Source organism: Bradyrhizobium sp. Ken51 (assembly GCF_055807435.1).
In genome coordinates, this window is sequence record NZ_JBVVPB010000002.1 from 372,993 (window position 1) to 389,687 (window position 16,695).

Below are 16,695 nucleotides of genomic sequence, written 5' to 3' on the forward strand. Positions count from 1 at the left end.
ATGAGGAAAGGACTTCCATGGCTCTCTATGAGCATGTTTTTCTCGCGCGCCAAGACGCGAGCACGCAGCAGGTTGAAGAGCTGACTGCGCAGATGACCGGCATTGTCGAGGGTCTCGGCGGCAAGGTTGTCAAGACCGAGAATTGGGGCGTGCGCTCCCTCACCTACCGCATGAACAAGAACCGCAAGGCGCATTTCGTGCTGCTCAATATCGACGCGCCGTCCGCGGCGATCGCCGAGATCGAGCGCCAGGAGCGCATCAGCGAAGACGTGATCCGCTATCTCAGCGTCCGCGTCGAGGAGCTCGAGGAAGGTCCGTCCGCGATGATGCGCAAGGCCGACCGTGACCGCGAGCGTGACGACCGTGGCGGCGGCTTCCGTGGCGATCGCGAAGGCGGTGGCTTCCGTGGCGACCGCGAGGGTGGTTTCCGTGGTGGCGATCGTGAAGGTGGCGGCTTCCGCGGTGACCGCGGCCCGCGCCGTCCGCGCGAAGACGCTGAAACCACCACCACCACCACCACCACGACGGATGGGGAGTAAGAACAATGGCTGAAGCTGGTGCACGCCGCCCGTTTTTCCGTCGTCGCAAGAGCTGCCCGTTCACGGGCGCGAATGCTCCGAAGATCGACTACAAGGACTCCAAGCTGCTGATGCGTTACGTCTCCGAGCGCGGCAAGATCGTGCCGAGCCGCATCACCGCGGTGTCCGCGAAGAAGCAGCGTGAGCTCGCCCGCGCCATCAAGCGCGCGCGGTTCCTGGGCCTGCTGCCCTACGTCATTCGCTAAGACGAATACGGCCGGCGGCGACATCGCCGCCGGCCGTACGACCCAGTTTCTCATAAGGCTTCCGGGTTGTCCGGTCGCCGATGGTTGGGGCGAGATGCCTCTAACCGCTCGAAGGGAGCGGGACAGCTGATGATGGCCTTTGGACTGATAGCCCTGATCGCCGGCGCTGCGTCGGCCCTGATGTTCGCCTCGATCATTTCGGGCGCGCTGATCTCGCTCGTCCTGTTCTATCTCGCGCCGCTGCCGCTGATGGTCGCCGCGATCGGCTGGGGACCGCTTTGCGCGAGCCTCGGCGGCATCGCCGCCGCGGTTGGCCTCGGCGCGCTGTTCGGCCTGCCCTACTGCATCGCCTTCGCCCTCACCGTCGCATTGCCGGCCTGGTGGCTCGGCCATCTCGTCCTGCTCAGCCGGCAGGTCGGACCTGCCGCGCCGAAGGCCGCCGCCGAGTCGCCCACTGAGCCTGTGCTCGAGTGGTATCCGGTCGGCCGCATCCTGCTGTGGATCGCGGGCTTCGCCACACTGACCACGATGGCCGCCCTGCTCACGCTCGGCACCGACGCCGAGACCATCACCGGAACGCTGCGCCGTGGCCTGATGCGCCTCCTCCGCGCCACCGACCCGCAGAGCTCCGGCGAGACCGACCAATTCGTCGGCGCACTGCTGCGGATCTTGCCGGCCGGCGCCACCATCGTCGCGATGATGACGCTGACCCTCAACCTCTGGCTCAGCACCAAGGTGACGGCAACGTCGGGCCGGCTGCGGCGCCCCTGGCCGGACCTGATGACGGCGGAGCTGCCGCCGATGACGCTTGTGGCGCTCTGCATCGCGCTCGCCTTCTGCTTCACCGGCGGACTGCTTGCGATCGTGGCGCAGATCGCGACGGCGGCGCTGATGATGGGATATGCGCTGACCGGCTTTGCCGTGCTGCATACCCTGACGCTGGCGCTGAAGAGCCGCACCTTCTGGCTCGGCTCGACCTACGCCGTCGTGGTCGTGTTCGGATGGCCCGTCATCGCGATGGTGATCCTTGGCCTCGCGGATGCCGTGTTCGGCCTCCGCGAACGCTTCCTTCGTACGCGCCAGCCACCGCCGCTGCCGACCTCTTGAGTTCAAGTCCGAAAGTTCAAGTTCGAAATTCCAACTGACCCAACACATCAAAGGAGAACGAATATGGAAGTCATTTTGCTGGAGCGCGTCAACAAGCTCGGTCACATGGGCGAAGTCGTGAAGGTTCGCGACGGCTATGCCCGCAATTTCCTGCTCAAGCGCGGCAAGGCGCTGCGCGCCACCGCCGACAACCGTGCCAAGTACGACGGCATGAAGGCCGAGCTCGAGGCTCGCAACCTTGAGTCCAAGGGCGAGGCATCCAAGGTCGCCGAGAAGATCCAGGGCAAGAACATCATCGTGATCCGTCAGGCTTCGGAAGCCGGCCAACTGTTCGGCTCGGTCAACGTGCGCGACATCGTCGTGGCGTTCGAAGCCGACGGTGTTTCGCTGTCCCGCCCGCAGGTTCAGCTCGACGCGCCGATCAAGACCATCGGCAAGCACACCATCACGGTCGCCATCCACCCCGAGGTCGAGGTCGAGATCAGTGTCACCGTGGCGCGCAGCCAGGACGAGGCCGAGCGCATCAACCGCGGCGAGGACATCTCGACCCGCAACGAAGACCGGGATGCCGCGGCCGAAGCGATCGCAGCCGCCGGCGAGTTCTTCGACCCGGAAGCCCAGCAGGACGACGCCGAACCGGCGCCAGCTGCCGAAGAGACCGAGAAGTAAGCCTCGCGTTCGCGCAAGGCTTGCGAAGCCCGGCCGCCTCAGGCGGCCGGGCTTTTCGTTTTGGCGGCAACGTCCTCGCTCAGCATCGCGATCGAAGCGAGCGCCGTTGCCGTATGCTTCTCGACGCCGTCGCTGACGCAGAAAACGTCGGCTGCGACCACGGAGACCTGACGCCCCGGCTTGATCACCCTCGCCCGGCAGATCAGCTTCTCGCCCGCCGCGGGCGACAACAGATTGAGCTTGTATTCCGCCGTCAGCGCCGGCTGGCCTCGCGAAGTCGCGGCTGCGATCGTCGTGGCGTTGTCGATCAGGAACGCGGTGACGCCGCCATGGAAGAAACCGTGCTGTTGCAACAGCTCCGGCCGGCGTTGCACCGCGATCGTGCAGGTGCCGCGCGACAATTCGGACAGCTCGGCGCCGACCAGATTCATAAAGCCCTGCCGGCCGACATTGGCGTGGATGCGCTCGGCGATCGCTCCGAATTCGGGATCTGCTTCGGGTCGCATGAGGCCTCTCCTTATTGCTTGTTGATTCGATCGAGCGGCCGTAGCGCGCGGCTGGCGCAGGCGATCAACGTGTCGGTCTCGGCGCGCGGATCGGCGCGGTCGCGTCCCGAAAGGAAAGCGCGGCAAAAAATCTGCGCCGGACCGATGAGCTGGCTGACGAACATGACCGGCGTCATCGGCAAGAGCTCTCCGCGCGTGACCAGCGGCGCGCGCCAGTGCTCGATGCCTTCGGCAAGGCGCGCATTCTGCGCGCGCTGGGCATCGCGAACGTTCTCGCCCCATTCGCCGCGTGATATCTCGAAGAGATAGCGCGCCTCGCGCCGGCTGGTGACGACCCAGTCCAGATGCGCCCGGATCAAGCGATCGATGCCCTGCTCGGCATCGGGAAGAGGATCGAGGGCTGCCAGCATCGCGGCGTGATAGTGCCGCAGCACCTCCAGGAACAGCGCACCCGCCAGCTCCTTCTTCGAGCCGAAGACGTGGAAGAAGCTGCCGTTGGAAGCGCGCGCCCGGGCGCGGATCGCAGCCACCGTGGCAGCTTCGAAGCCGACGCGATCGAAGACGAAAAGCCCCGCCGCCAACAAATCCTCGCGCACACCAGCCGCCATGAACGCTCCTGGAGAGCTACTCTAGAGCAACACTCTAGATACGGTCAAGACGACGAAGGCCGCGCCAGAGCGCGGCCTTCGCATGTCTAAAAAACGTGGTCGTTTATCGCGAAATCGGCGGCGTTGGCGGACCCGACGATTCGGCTGGCGCCGGTGGCGTCGCAGCGGTCGCGGGCGGCGCCGGCTCCTGCGACTTCGCTGGCGGTTCGGACCTCGCGGCGGGCTTGGGAGCAGCCTCTTCCGCCGCCTTGGGCGCAGCCGGCTCGGCGGGCTTCGCGGCGGACGGTGCCGCCGGCGTCACCTGCGGCACCGGATCAGGCCGCAACGCCGGAGCCTCGCTGCCGCGCGGCTCAACCTTGGCGCTTTCCGGCTTGGCCTCGGCGGGCTTCTCGGACGGCTTGCTGCCCTCAGATTTGCTGCCTTCGGATTTGGCCTCGCCGGTGTCCCCCTTTGCAGTCTCGGGCTTGGGCTCGACCTTCGGCTCGCTCTTCTTGTCGTCTGCCGCCGGCGCCGCGGCATCGACCTTCGGTGCCTCATCACTTCCCGGCTTGCCGCGCTTGCCGAGACGCTTGCCCTTGCGTCCTTCGGGTGCAGCCTGGCCCTCGAGCTTCACGCCTTCCTTCGTTCCTTCTTCGGCCGGTCGCGCGGCGCGCTTCTGACGCGCGCCCTCGGCGGCGGGCGCGGCAGCCTCGCCTTCCGGCTTGGCGGATTCCTGAGAACGTTGCCGACGGCCCTGATGTTCAGGGGGCTGCGCGGGATTGGTATTGGCTTCCTTGTCCTTGTCCTTGGCCCCGTCTTTCTTGTCCTTGCTGTCTTTGGCCTGGTAGCGGGTGTCGGTGGCTCCATTGGAGACAAGGTAGGAGGCGAGCACGCCGGCCATGTCGGAGCTGGTCGTGTAATGCTGACGCAGGAAGCCCGGCAGCGAGCCCGGCGCCACCGTCTTCAACAGGCCGCGCGGGCTCTTGTGACATGCATTGCAGGTCTGCGCGAAAAGCTGGGATGGGGCCTTGCCGGCCTCGAGGTTCGTCGCCTGCGCGAGAACGGTCTCGGTCGAGCCGAAGCCGATCAGAAGCAAGATCATCGCGAGGCTGAGCGCTCGGCTCGACATTCCCATCATCTCCATTGAATTCCGAGAGGTGCAGCCGGCAGGCGGCGCCACGGCGGGTCACCTTTTATCCGATTGAGCCGCGAATGGAAGCAGGCTCCGCGCGCAAGGATGTGATTAAGCGGTTTTGGAATATCCGCTTTGAGCACAGCGCAATAGCGGGCCCCGGACACCTCACTAGATTTGGATGCAAACGCATAGGAACCGCTGAGATGCCCGGGCGTAGGGTGTGAAGGCCGGGTTAGTCGCATCTCTTCGGGTTCGCTCGAGAGGATGGGTGCCGATGGACCGATTGTTGCGTCAATTCCTGTCTCAGTTCATCCGCCGCGGGTCGATGACGGTGACCACGGCGAACGGCTCGAAGTTCACCGTCGGCGACGGCTCGGGCGAACCGGTTGCAGTCCGCTTCGTCACCGCGGACGCAGAGCGGAAGATCCTGGTCAATCCCGAACTCGGGCTTGGCGAGGCCTACATGGACGGCGAGTTCATGGTCGAGCGCGGCACCATAGCTGATGCCCTCGCGATCCTGCTCGATCAACCCGACCTATTGCCGCACTGGGCAAAACCCTGGTGGCACCTGCGCTATCTGGTGCGGCACCTGAAGCAGTTCAATCCGCGCCCGCGCTCCCGCAGCAACGTCGCACATCACTACGACCTCGATGCAAGGCTCTATTCGCTCTTCCTCGACGCGGACAAGCAATATAGCTGCGCCTATTTCGAGACGCCGGAGAGCACGCTCGACGATGCGCAGCTCGCCAAGAAACGGCACGTCGCCGCAAAGCTGCTCGTCAAAGGCGGCCAGCGCGTCCTCGACATCGGCTCGGGCTGGGGCGGACTTGGGCTCTATCTCGCCGAGATCGCAGGTGCTGACGTCACCGGCATCACGTTGTCGACCGAGCAGTTGCAGATCGCCAATGCGCGCGCAGCCGAAAAGGGCCTGACCAGATCGGCCAAATTCCTGCTTCAGGACTATCGCGACATCGCCGGCCCGTTCGATCGCATCGTCTCGGTCGGCATGTTGGAGCATGTCGGCGCTCGCTTCTACGAGACCTACTTCCAGCGCTGCGCCGAGCTGTTGGACAAGGACGGCGTCATGCTGCTGCACTCGATCGGCCGCTCGCAGGGCCCGGATTCCACCAATCCGTGGATCGCCAAATACATCTTTCCCGGCGGCTACATCCCTGCTCTCTCGGAGGTGCTGCCAGCCATCGAGCGGGCGGGCCTGCTGGTCTGCGACATCGAGATTCTTCGCCTGCATTACGCCGAAACGCTGAAGGCATGGCGCGAGCGCTTCATCGCGCGGCGCGAAGAAGCCGTGCAGCTGTATGACGAGCGCTTCGCGCTGATGTGGGAATTTTATCTGGCTGCCAGCGAGATGACGTTCCGCAAGCAGGATATGATGAACTTCCAGATTCAACTCACGCGGCGCCAGGGCGTGGTGCCGATGACGCGCAATTACATCGCGCGTGAAGAAGCCCGGCTGCGGGCTGTCGAAGCCGGCGCCAAGCCGAGGCTGAAGCTGGCTGGTGAATAGATCCTAGTGGCGCAGGGTCGAAATCGGAGCGGACCCGAAAGACGCCGTTAAGGCCAATTGCATCCGCAGTGCCTTCAGGATTTCGGGGGCGACCGGCTCCCGACGCACTTCCGGCCGCTCAGCGTGCTCCATGGCCGCGATCAGCCCCGACAGCCAAAGTCTGCTGCCTGCTTCGCTTCGCCAATTCCGGGGCTGCCGTTCTGGCCGCATCGCTTGCCTCATTCCCTGGTGGCAGATCGGGAGACAACCCCCCGCCCGCTTGCCTGTTCCCGGCTGTACTCCCGAAAGAATCCGGGGAGATGTGATCTGCTTCACATAAGTCTCGTCGGCCCTGGCCTAGACCGTCGCCATGAGCAACGAGACCAAAACCTCATTCGACTTGCAGGACGACCTCCGCACCGATTACGCCCTGATCGCTACCGGCGTCGGGGCGGCCCTGGTTGCGCTGGTCTACCTCCTGCTGGTCTGAACCGAGCCAAAAGCGCCCAGCGTGCGTCATTTCGCGCGCGTCTCCATATGTCGGCCCGCCAACCTATCAGGTTCACTTCATCCGACGCTTTCCGCGGCGCGGCAGCCGCCGCTTCCAGGCCGCGACCTGGTTCCACGAAAGTCCGTCAAGCGCGGCGCATGCTGCGGCGGCCAATCATCCACCATTTTAATGATCGGTTGATAGCGGCGAGCTTTTGCTTCCGCTTTGGGCTGAGGCGGCGCTTTATCCCGGCCCCGCATCCGCCCCAGAAAATTGCTATCGCTCGACCATGGCCCTGACTGATTCGAACGTTCTCAAACTCGCGCCCGAAGCCGGAACTCCCGCCTATCGAAGCGCGCCGCATAATATTGAAGCGGAACAGAGCCTTCTGGGCGCAATCCTGGTCAACAACGACGCGTTTTACCGCGTCTCCGACTTCCTGGAGCCGAAGCATTATTTCGAGCCGCTGCACCAGACCATCTTTGAGACCGCCAGCAGCCTGATCCGGATGGGCAAGATCGCGACGCCCGTCACGCTGAAGACCTTCCTGCCCGCCGACACCGACATCGGCGGCATGACCATCGGGCAGTATCTGGCACGCCTCGCCGCCGAAGCGACCACCATCATCAATGCGCAGGATTATGGGCGCACCATTTACGATCTGGCATTGCGACGCGACCTGATCGGCATCGGCGAGGACATGGTCAATGTCGCCTATGACGCCCCAGTCGACTTCGCGCCGCGGGCGCAGATCGAGGATGCCGAGCGCCGCCTCTACGAACTCGCCGAATCCGGCCGCTATGACGGAGGCTTCCAGAAATTTTCGCAGGCGCTCACGCTTGCGGTCGATCTGGCCGCGAAAGCGTTCCAGCGCGATGGAAAGCTGTCGGGCATCTCGACGGGCCTGCGCGACCTCGACACCAAGATGGGCGGGTTGCAGCACTCCGACCTCATCATCGTCGCCGGCCGTCCCGGCATGGGCAAGACGTCGCTCGCAACCAACATCGCCTACAACGTCGCGCGGGCCTATGTCGGTGAACTCCAGGCCGACGGCACCATGAAGGCCGCCCATGGCGGCGTCATCGGCTTCTTCTCCTGCGAAATGTCGGCCGACCAGCTTGCCACGCGTATCGTCGCCGAGCGCACCGGCATCCCCTCCTCGTCGATCCGCCGCGGCGGCATCTCGGAGGCCGATTTCGAGAAGATCCGCGAGGTCTCGATCGAGCTGCAGTCGCTGCCCTTCTATGTCGACGAGACCGGCGGCCTCTCGATTGCGCAGCTAATGGCGCGCGCCCGCCGGCTGAAGCGGCAGAAGGGCCTCGACCTCATCGTCATCGACTACATCCAGCTCTTGTCAGGCTCGGGCAAGCGCAGCGAAAACCGCGTGCAGGAAATCACCGAGATCACGACCAGTCTGAAGGCGCTCGCCAAGGAACTGAGCGTGCCCGTGATTGCGCTCTCGCAGCTCTCGCGCCAGGTCGAGTCGCGCGACGACAAGCGGCCGCAGCTCTCGGACTTGCGCGAATCGGGCTCGATCGAACAGGACGCCGACGTTGTGCTGTTCGTCTATCGCGAGGAATATTACCTCGGGAACAAGGAGCCGCGCCCGGGCACGCCCGAGCACGAAAAATGGCGCCTGGATATGGATCTTGCGCATGGCAAGGCCGAAGTCATCATCGGCAAGCAGCGCCACGGCCCGACCGGCACCGTCGATGTGGCCTTCGAAGCGTCGATCACACGGTTCGGCGACCTCGCGCCGGACAGCCAGGTGCCGGACCGCAGCGGCAACGACTACTGAGTTCTCTGGGTTGAACCCGACCGGCCTCTTGCGTAAAACGGCGCCATGACAATGGCGTCCGACCCGAAAATCATTCCGCAATCCGGCCTTCTCTCCGCGGAGGCCAATCAGGCTGCCGCGCTCGCGACCTTCGGCGGCGTGCTCACCGTCGATCTCGACGCCATCATCGCCAATTGGCGCAAGCTCGAGAAGACGGCGGTGCCGGCCGAATGCTCGGCGGTGATCAAGGCAGACGCCTATGGCTGCGGCGCCGAGCAGGTCGCGCGTGCCCTGAACAAGGCCGGCTGCAAGACCTTCTTCGTCGCCACCATCGAGGAAGCGCGCAAGGTGCGCGCGGCGGTGCCGGAGCCTACGATCTACGTGCTCGGCGGCTATTTCCAGAACACCGGCGAGCACTACGCCCAGATCAACTGCCGCCCCGTGATCGGCGATCTCAACGAACTCGCCGAATGGGACGTGTTCTGCCGCCGCACCGGCTGGACCGGTGGCGCCGCCATCCACATCGACACCGGCATGAACCGGCTCGGCCTGACGCTCGCGGAAGCGCAGGCCATCATTCCCCGCATCAACGCCGGCGATCACGGCATCACGCTGGTGATGAGCCATCTGGTTTCGGCCGAGCAGCTCAACAGCCCGGTGAACGCCAAGCAACTCGCGGCCTTCCGCGGCATCGCCAGCGAATTCTCCGGCGTGCCGGCGGCACTCGCCAATTCGTCCGGCGTCTTCCTCGGCGCGCCCTTCCAGTTCGACATGGTGCGGCCGGGCGCCGCGCTCTACGGCGTGAACCCGACGCCGGAGGCCGACAATCCGATGCAGCCCGTGGCCGATCTCAAGGCCCGCATCGTCCAGATCCGCAACGTCGAGCGCGGCGAGAGCGTCGGCTATGGCGGCACCTGGACCGCACGGCGGCCGACGAAACTCGCGATCATCGCGGTCGGTTATGCCGACGGCTATTTCCGCGCAGCAAGCTCCAATGACGGCACCCGCGGCGCCGAGGTCATCGTCGCCGGCAAGCGCTGTCCGGTCGCCGGCCGCGTCTCGATGGATCTGATCGCGATCGACATCACCGATCTGCCGCCGAACGCGGCGCGGCGCGGCCACATGGTGACGCTGCTTGGCGAGGGCATCACCGTCGACGAGCTCGCGCATCATTTCGGAACGATCGGCTACGAGGTGCTGACCAGCCTCGGCCGCCGCTACGCCCGCATCTACAAGGGCGGGAATGTTGTGGAGCCGCTGGCCAAGCCGGCTCCCGCGCAGGCGGTCGAGCAGCAGACGCCCGCTCCGCCGATCGAGCAGCCCGCAAGCCCGCCGCCGCTGCCGGGCTGAGCGGCTCGCCGCCTACTTCTTTTTCCTGCTGTCCAGCGCCGTCTTGCAGGTCGCGCTGAGCTGATCGCGCTTGCTGTTGAGGCAAGCGACGATGCCGCCGCCCGGCGCAAGGCCGGCGCAGAATTTGTCATAGTCCGCCTTGCACGCGCCGCGCGGATCGGATGATTGTGCCGAGGCGCCCCCGGAGAACGCAACGGCGACGGCGATAACGGCAAAGCTCAACTTGGACATTGTTTCTCCGGTAACGGAAGGCAGGAGCCGGTAGCTCTACATGAAGATCGCGACGTTCAACATCAACAACATCAATCGCCGTCTGCCCAATCTGTTGGCATGGATGCGAACGGCGAAGCCCGATGTCGTCGCACTTCAGGAGTTGAAGGCAAGTGATGGCGAATTTCCGGCAGCCGCGATCGAAAAGGCCGGTTACGGCGCAGTGTGGTGTGGACAGAAGACCTGGAACGGCGTCGCCATCCTGGCCCGCAATGCCGAGCCCATTCTCACCCGCGATCGCTTGCCGGGAAAGCCCGGCGATCACGAAGCCCGCTACATCGAGGCCGCGGTACGCGGTGTCATCGTCACCAGCATCTACCTGCCGAACGGCAATCCGCAGCCGGGACCTAAATTCGACTACAAGCTCGACTGGTTCGCGCGCCTCAAGCGCCATGCCAGAACGTTGATCAAGCAGAACCTGCCCGTGGTGCTCGCCGGCGACTACAACGTTGCGCCTGATGAGATCGACATCTATCCGACGCGCTCGTGGGACAAGGATGCCTTGATCCAGCCGAAGAGCCGTGCGGCCTTTGCCTCGCTGGTGGCACAAGGCTGGTGCGACGCGATCCGCGAACTGCATCCGGAGAAGCGCATCTACACCTTCTGGGATTACAAGCGAAACCGCTGGCCGCGCGATGCGGGCCTGCGGCTCGATCATCTCCTGCTCAGCCCTGCCCTCGCCTCACGACTGGCAAAAGCCGGCGTGGACAAGAAGGTTCGCGGCGAGGAAGGCGCGAGCGATCACGCACCGGCATGGGTCGTGCTGCGCTAGGTCAACGCCCGTAATACTCTTGCACCGTGTCCCACGCTGCTTTCTGCAGCAGCTCCACCGTCGGCGCATCGAGTCCCATCGTGTAGGAATTGCCGACCGGTGAGCGGCCCGTCAGGGCAGCGAACGTCACGCAGGTCGACAGATACGTGCCTGCGGGGCTCGGGTGCCGCTTGTCCGGCGCATACAGATTGAGCTCGGGCTGCAGCTTGCGCACGCGTGCGAAGGCCAGGCCTGCGGGGATCACCAGCGCATCATTGGCATTGCCGGCGATCGTGTAGGCCTCGGCCAACGCTTCCGTCATCTCAGGCTTGTCGGCGTACGCCCAGGACATGAACAGGACCGGCCGCATGCCATGGGCGCGGACGATCTCGCTGTCCTTCTTCACGAAGGTCGCGAACGCGTCCTTCAATTGCGGATGGATCGGGCACTGGCTGCAATCCATCATGACGACGGCGTCGTACTGCCTGCCCGGCTTGTTGAAGACGACGTTGTTCTGCTCGTCGAACGAATAGGCGCCGAGGCCGCCCGCCCGCAGCAGGTTCTCCATGTCGTGCCAATCGAGGCCTGAGCCGCCGATCGTCGCCATGGTATTGCGATAGGCCGCCTTGTTTTCGGGATACGCAGCCCGCTCCATGAAGGAGAGATGCCCGGGCATGCCGTTGTTGTAGTAGAAAAAGCTATTGCCGACGAACAGCGTGGCTTTGGGGAAATCCGGTCCTGATGTGGTGACCTTGGGCTTGGTCTGCGCCTGCGCATTGAAGCCGGCTACAACGGCCAGACACATCGCGAGCATCACTCGCGCGAAAAGACGCATCATCGGCTTCCTCCCTGTTCTATCGGGCCGGAAACAGATCAGCTTTTCAAGAAGGCCTCAAGAGCACGGGCGAGCAGCAGACATGCGTGAGAAGCCCATGCTCACCACAAATTCTTGCCGTCGATCATGGTCACCGGCACGGCCTCCAGATCGAATTCGTCGAACAGGCGCGCGGACCCTGGGATTGTCGAAATCGGGCTTGCCGGTCGACCAGTCCGGCGACTCCGAATAGGTGCCGCAGCCGCAGCTTGCGCAGAAATGGTGTTTGACCGTGCGGCTACCCCAGAGATAGGTCGCGACGTTCTCCGCGGGCGACAGCAGCCGAAACTGCGCCGGCGTGTAATAGGCCCACAACGCGCCGCGCTTGGCGCAGAGCGAGCAGGTGCAACGGGTCACGCTCGAGGGCGCCTCCGTCACCTCGAACACCGTCTCACCGCAATGACAGCTTGCCTCGATCGGCATGACCCGCTCTCCGTTTTGTCAGGAGATGGTCGTAGCCGGACCCTGCTGCCAACATGCTGTCAGCAGCGCGCGGCCGGCCTTGTCCCAAGTGCTGCGAGCCCCGACTTTGCGCGCCAACTCAACAAAAACCTGAAAAACAACCCCATGCACAGTAGCCGACCGCTGGCGAATCAATGGGTTACGCATACTCCGAAACGCAGGTTTTCACCGGTCGAGACACTTCGCCCGACACGCAAACGGTGCGATGGGCCAGGAGCTGACCTCGTAGGCGCCTTGCATTGGCGCCTTGTCCTCAGTTGCAGGATGGCGACGGAGGACGCGTTACCGGGCCTCGGCGATCCTCGGTCCAGATGACGGCATCTGCGCGTGAGTTGCCGAGAACCGGTTCGACGGCGATGCCGGGTCCGGTAATCGGAAAGCGGCGTCGGCCGGCGCTCCCTGGGGTGGTCGGCGGGCAACGGTCGTCGGAAGCACGATCACCTTCGCGCCGACTTTCACGCGATCATAGAGATCAACGACGTCCTCATTGGTCAGCCGGATACAGCCGGACGAGACACGCTTCCCGATCGTATCGGGCTTGTTGGTGCCGTGAATTCGATATTCGGTCTCGCCCAGATACATCGCCCGAGCGCCGAGCGGGTTGCCGGGACCGCCTGCCATGAACCGCGGCAGATAAGGCTGACGCGAGACCATCTCCGCAGGCGGATGCCAGTCCGGCCATTCTGCCTTGCGAGCCACCGTCTGCTCACCGGACCATGTGAAACCTTCGCGGCCAACACCGATGCCGTAGCGCAGTGCTTGCGCGTCGTTCAGGACGAGATAGAGGAATGTGTTCTTGGTATCGATGATCACGGTGCCCGGAGACTGGCGGCTGGCGTAGTCGACCACCTGCCGAACGAATGCTCCGGGAACGTCGGCCGCTTTGGGCGGTTCGACCAGAGGGGCCGGAAGCGGAGCCGGAGCCGGGGCTGACGGTGGTGCATGAACTGGCGTTGCGACGTAAACCGGAGTTGACGACGCTTGGGCTTCGTGCGCGGACGGCTTTCGTGTCGGTTGCACGTTCGCCGGCCGGGACAGCAAACCGTACCCCAACGCGCCAACAGCCACGGCGCCAATTGCAACTCGTGCGGCCATCGGGATTGCGAACGTCTCCGCCTTTCCGCGTTTGGCCCGCTTACCCATACTCTTTCCCCCTGGTCACTATGCCCACGAGAGGTACCCATTAAAATTTAAGAAACTTCGAAGCGATTTCGCTGAGGCTGGAACCATCCTCGATGGTTAACGCCGGGCTCTCGTTCGCAAGATAGGGTTCCCTCGCCTCGCGGATCGCCCGCGCCGCTGGCCGCGGCTAAACTCTCCCGATTCGTGGAGACCGTTTTGGCTTTCCTCTTCGTCCTCATCGTCGGCCTCGTCGCAGGCACCATTTCCGGCATCGTCGGCACGGGCTCGTCGATCATGCTGATGCCGGTACTGGTCTATGCCTACGGGCCAAAGGAGGCGGTGCCGATCATGGCGGTGGCCGCTGTCATGGCCAACTTCTCACGAATCCTGGCCTGGTGGCGCGAGGTCGACTGGCGGGCCTGCGCGGCCTATTCGGTGACAGGCATTCCAGCCGCCGTGCTCGGCGCGCGGACGCTGCTGGCCCTGCCCTCGCACGCCGTCGATCTCGCCATCGGCGTCTTCCTGATCGCGATGGTGCCGGTGCGGCATTGGCTGGCGCGGCACGATCTCAAGGCCAATCTCTGGCATCTGGCGATCGGCGGGGCCGTGATCGGCTACCTCACCGGCATCGTCGTCTCCACCGGCCCGCTCAGCGTCCCGCTGTTCCTGTTCTACGGCTTGTCCCGGGGCGCCTTCCTCGCCACCGAAGCGGCTTCTTCGCTCGGGCTCTATATCGCGAAATCAGTGACCTTCGAACGGTTCGGCGCGCTGACCGGCGATGTGTTCGTCAAAGGCCTGATCGCTGGATCTTCGTTGATGGCAGGTGCCTTCATCGCCAAACGCTTCGTGCTGCGCCTGAAGCCGGAGATGTTCCGCGTGGTGATGGACGCGATCATGATCGCGGCCGGCCTCTCCATGCTCTGGAACGCGGCGCAGGCGTAGCCGGGCTTTCGGGGTGCGCCCGGGCTCACTCTCTCGACCTGTCATTCCGTGCTATCAGCAAACCTGAAACCCCGACTCGCTGTCCCGAACTCGCTGTCCTCATGGCCAAGAACACACTTTCCTTCGTCTGCCAGAACTGCGGCGCGGCCTATAACCGCTGGCAGGGCAAGTGCGAGTCCTGCGGCGAGTGGAATACGCTCGCGGAGGAGGACACGACCGGCAGCGTGCCGGTGTCGATCCGCTCCAAGCGCAAGGGGCGGACGTTCGCGCTGGAGAGCCTGTCCGGAAAAACCCAGGACGCCCCGCGCCTGTCCTCGGGCATGACGGAGCTCGATCGCGTGACCGGCGGCGGCTTCGTGCGCGGCTCGGTGCTTCTGGTCGGCGGCGATCCCGGCATCGGCAAGTCGACGCTGCTGACGCAGGCCACGAGCCTGCTCGCGCGCGCCGGGCACCGCGTCGTCTACATCTCCGGCGAAGAGGCGGTCGCGCAGGTGCGGTTGCGCGCCGAACGGCTCGGGCTGTCGGATGCGCCGGTGCAGCTCGCCGCCGAAACGTCTGTCGAGGACATCGTCTCGACGCTGTCTGAGGGTGCGGTGCCCCGGCTGATCGTGATCGATTCGATCCAGACGATGTGGACCGACACGGTGGAATCGGCACCCGGCACGGTGACGCAGGTGCGCGCCTCGGCACAGGCGCTGATCCGTTTTGCCAAAAGGACCGGTGCGGCCATCATCCTGGTCGGCCATGTCACCAAAGACGGCCAGATCGCAGGCCCTCGCGTGGTCGAGCACATGGTCGACGCCGTGCTGTCGTTCGAGGGCGAAGGCTCGCAGCAATTCCGCATTCTGCGTGCCGTGAAGAACCGTTTTGGGCCGACCGACGAAATCGGCGTGTTCGAGATGACCGGGCTTGGCCTGCGCGAAGTCACCAACCCCTCTGAGCTGTTTTTGTCCGAGCGCGATCTCGGCACGCCCGGCACCGCAGTCTTCGCGGGCATCGAGGGCACAAGGCCCGTTCTGGTCGAATTGCAGGCGCTGGTGGCACCCACTTCGCTCGGCACCCCGCGCCGGGCCGTGGTCGGCTGGGATCCGAGCCGGCTGTCGATGGTGCTGGCGGTGCTGGAAGCCCATTGCGGGGTCAAGCTGTCCGGCCACGACGTCTATCTGAACGTCGCGGGCGGCCTGCGCATCCACGAGCCCGCGGCCGATCTGGCCGCCGCCGCGGCGCTGGTGTCCTCGCTGGTTAATGCGCAGTTACCCACCGATGCGGTCTATTTCGGCGAGATCTCGCTGTCCGGCGTGGTGCGCCCGGTGGCGCAGACCCCGGCCCGGCTGAAAGAAGCGGCAAAACTCGGCTTTCAGCGTGCCGTGCTGCCCGAATCGGCCCGGGGCGAAGCCGGCGGTGATGCCGGCCTGTCGCTGAACGCGATCAACAGCCTGACGACATTGGTCGCCGAGATCGCCGCACGCGGGTCCCGGCGGGGCGACTCGAGTGCGCCGGCAGAGAAAAATGCCACACCGGCAAGATTCCGCCGTGGAGAGGGTTAGCCGGTGGTGACGTCCCCCGCCCTCGCCGCTATACAGCCGTCACAAAAGCAGCATGGGATTGCGTGGTTGCGGCCTTGCCGGGAACGTCGTCTGGCCCTCACTTAGGGCGGGCGGCCAAACACCGATTCGCTGAGCACCTTGAAGTACGAGCGGACCAGACCAGCCGATGCCAGTAACTATCCTCGACCTGATCCTGCTCGGTGTGATGCTGATTTCGGGCCTGCTCGCCATGGTTCGCGGCTTCATGCGCGAAATCCTGTCGATCGCGGCCTGGGGCACGGCGGCAATCGTCACCCTTTATTCATTCTCGAAGCTGCTGCCGACCGCAAAGACCTACTTCAACAACGATACCGTCGCGAGCGTGGTCGTGGTCGCCGGCGTGTTCGTGGGCACTTTGGTCGTGGTCTCCGTGATCACGGTCCGGATCTCCGACATGATCCTGGATTCGCGCATCGGCGCGCTGGACCGCACCCTGGGCTTTCTGTTCGGGCTGGCGCGCGGGCTTTTGATCGTCGTGGTCGCGTTCCTGTTCTTCACCTGGCTGGTGCCGGACAAGCAGCGCCCGGATTGGGTCACGGGGGCCAAATCCCGCGTGGTGCTGCAGGGAACCGGCGATTGGCTGATGGCCCTCTTGCCTGACGACCCCGAGAACACCATCTTGAAGAGATTCAAGAAAAACAAACCAGATGAAGAGCAAACTGATTCCGAGCAGCAGCCTTCGGGCAGTGGCGACGGATACAGCAAACCGGCTCGTGACAGCCTTAAAAAGCTGATCGAGAAACCCGCGGCGCGTTGATAAGCCCTAACGAGAGGCTCGG

At 64.6% G+C, this 16,695-nt stretch carries 17 protein-coding genes and 1 pseudogene; 11 read left to right on the plus strand and 7 right to left on the minus strand.

What is annotated here, in order from left to right:
- Positions 1-17: 17 nt before the first annotated feature.
- The 4 genes from rpsF (at position 18) to rplI (ending at position 2,560) form a co-directional block, all read left to right on the plus strand.
- The gene (gene rpsF / locus AC0L27_RS05370) at positions 18-539 is read left to right on the plus strand and encodes a 30S ribosomal protein S6 (protein ID WP_473318049.1); all 522 of its coding nucleotides are present in this window, start codon (positions 18-20) and stop codon (positions 537-539) included.
- 5 nt (positions 540-544) lie between these two features.
- Complete coding sequence (gene rpsR / locus AC0L27_RS05375; RefSeq protein ID WP_007592020.1) at positions 545-784, plus strand: 30S ribosomal protein S18; 240 nt, start codon at positions 545-547, stop codon at positions 782-784.
- Between the two features lie 129 nt (positions 785-913).
- Positions 914-1,891, plus strand: a complete 978-nt coding sequence (locus AC0L27_RS05380) for a hypothetical protein (RefSeq protein ID WP_473318052.1) — start codon at positions 914-916, stop codon at positions 1,889-1,891.
- A 63-nt stretch (positions 1,892-1,954) separates the two neighbouring features.
- Positions 1,955-2,560, plus strand: a complete 606-nt coding sequence (gene rplI, locus AC0L27_RS05385; RefSeq protein WP_275167218.1) for a 50S ribosomal protein L9 — start codon at positions 1,955-1,957, stop codon at positions 2,558-2,560.
- A gap of 38 nt (positions 2,561-2,598) precedes the next feature.
- On the opposite strand, the gene AC0L27_RS05390 is transcribed toward rplI, so the two are convergent.
- The 3 genes from AC0L27_RS05390 to AC0L27_RS05400 all read right to left on the minus strand — a co-directional run bounded on the left by AC0L27_RS05390 (position 2,599) and on the right by AC0L27_RS05400 (position 4,782).
- A complete protein-coding gene (locus tag AC0L27_RS05390) occupies positions 2,599-3,066 on the minus strand; it encodes a PaaI family thioesterase (protein ID WP_354203971.1) in 468 nt (155 codons plus the stop codon).
- 11 nt (positions 3,067-3,077) lie between these two features.
- Positions 3,078-3,674 carry a TetR/AcrR family transcriptional regulator gene (locus AC0L27_RS05395; RefSeq protein WP_354203973.1) on the minus strand — a complete coding sequence of 199 codons (597 nt, stop codon included), beginning with the start codon at positions 3,672-3,674 and terminating at the stop codon, positions 3,078-3,080.
- Between the two features lie 103 nt (positions 3,675-3,777).
- Complete coding sequence (locus tag AC0L27_RS05400; protein WP_354203975.1) at positions 3,778-4,782, minus strand: hypothetical protein; 1,005 nt, start codon at positions 4,780-4,782, stop codon at positions 3,778-3,780.
- 280 nt (positions 4,783-5,062) lie between these two features.
- Here AC0L27_RS05400 and AC0L27_RS05405 point away from each other — a divergent pair, with 280 nt between their 5' ends.
- The 3 genes from AC0L27_RS05405 (at position 5,063) to alr (ending at position 9,909) form a co-directional block, all read left to right on the plus strand.
- Positions 5,063-6,313 (plus strand): cyclopropane-fatty-acyl-phospholipid synthase family protein, encoded by a 1,251-nt coding sequence (locus tag AC0L27_RS05405; RefSeq protein ID WP_354203977.1) that lies wholly within the window; start codon positions 5,063-5,065, stop codon positions 6,311-6,313.
- Between the two features lie 758 nt (positions 6,314-7,071).
- Complete coding sequence (locus tag AC0L27_RS05410) at positions 7,072-8,580, plus strand: replicative DNA helicase (RefSeq protein WP_007592031.1); 1,509 nt, start codon at positions 7,072-7,074, stop codon at positions 8,578-8,580.
- Between the two features lie 51 nt (positions 8,581-8,631).
- Positions 8,632-9,909 (plus strand): alanine racemase, encoded by a 1,278-nt coding sequence (alr, locus tag AC0L27_RS05415; protein ID WP_354204560.1) that lies wholly within the window; start codon positions 8,632-8,634, stop codon positions 9,907-9,909.
- Positions 9,910-9,921: 12 nt separating this feature from the next.
- Here the strand turns inward: alr and AC0L27_RS05420 are convergent, their stop codons facing one another.
- On the minus strand, positions 9,922-10,140 hold the full coding sequence (locus AC0L27_RS05420; RefSeq protein WP_354055161.1) for a hypothetical protein: 219 nt from the start codon (positions 10,138-10,140) through the stop codon (positions 9,922-9,924).
- A 40-nt stretch (positions 10,141-10,180) separates the two neighbouring features.
- Here AC0L27_RS05420 and AC0L27_RS05425 point away from each other — a divergent pair, with 40 nt between their 5' ends.
- Positions 10,181-10,951, plus strand: a complete 771-nt coding sequence (locus AC0L27_RS05425) for an exodeoxyribonuclease III (protein ID WP_275167225.1) — start codon at positions 10,181-10,183, stop codon at positions 10,949-10,951.
- 1 nt (position 10,952) lies between these two features.
- On the opposite strand, the gene AC0L27_RS05430 is transcribed toward AC0L27_RS05425, so the two are convergent.
- The 3 genes and pseudogenes from AC0L27_RS05430 to AC0L27_RS05440 form a co-directional block, all read right to left on the minus strand.
- Entirely contained in the window at positions 10,953-11,768 is an 816-nt protein-coding gene (locus AC0L27_RS05430) for a hypothetical protein (protein ID WP_354203980.1), read from the minus strand.
- A gap of 98 nt (positions 11,769-11,866) precedes the next feature.
- A pseudogene (locus AC0L27_RS05435) lies at positions 11,867-12,227 on the minus strand (GFA family protein).
- A gap of 321 nt (positions 12,228-12,548) precedes the next feature.
- Positions 12,549-13,409, minus strand: coding sequence for a L,D-transpeptidase (locus AC0L27_RS05440; protein ID WP_354203983.1), 861 nt, complete (start codon positions 13,407-13,409; stop codon positions 12,549-12,551).
- A gap of 195 nt (positions 13,410-13,604) precedes the next feature.
- On the opposite strand from AC0L27_RS05440, the gene AC0L27_RS05445 reads away from it, so the two are divergent.
- The 3 genes from AC0L27_RS05445 (at position 13,605) to AC0L27_RS05455 (ending at position 16,673) form a co-directional block, all read left to right on the plus strand.
- Positions 13,605-14,330, plus strand: a complete 726-nt coding sequence (locus tag AC0L27_RS05445; protein ID WP_354203985.1) for a sulfite exporter TauE/SafE family protein — start codon at positions 13,605-13,607, stop codon at positions 14,328-14,330.
- Between the two features lie 101 nt (positions 14,331-14,431).
- Entirely contained in the window at positions 14,432-15,877 is a 1,446-nt protein-coding gene (radA, locus tag AC0L27_RS05450) for a DNA repair protein RadA (protein ID WP_027517500.1), read from the plus strand.
- Positions 15,878-16,043: 166 nt separating this feature from the next.
- The gene (locus AC0L27_RS05455) at positions 16,044-16,673 is read left to right on the plus strand and encodes a CvpA family protein (RefSeq protein ID WP_007592055.1); all 630 of its coding nucleotides are present in this window, start codon (positions 16,044-16,046) and stop codon (positions 16,671-16,673) included.
- Positions 16,674-16,695 lie beyond the last annotated feature (22 nt).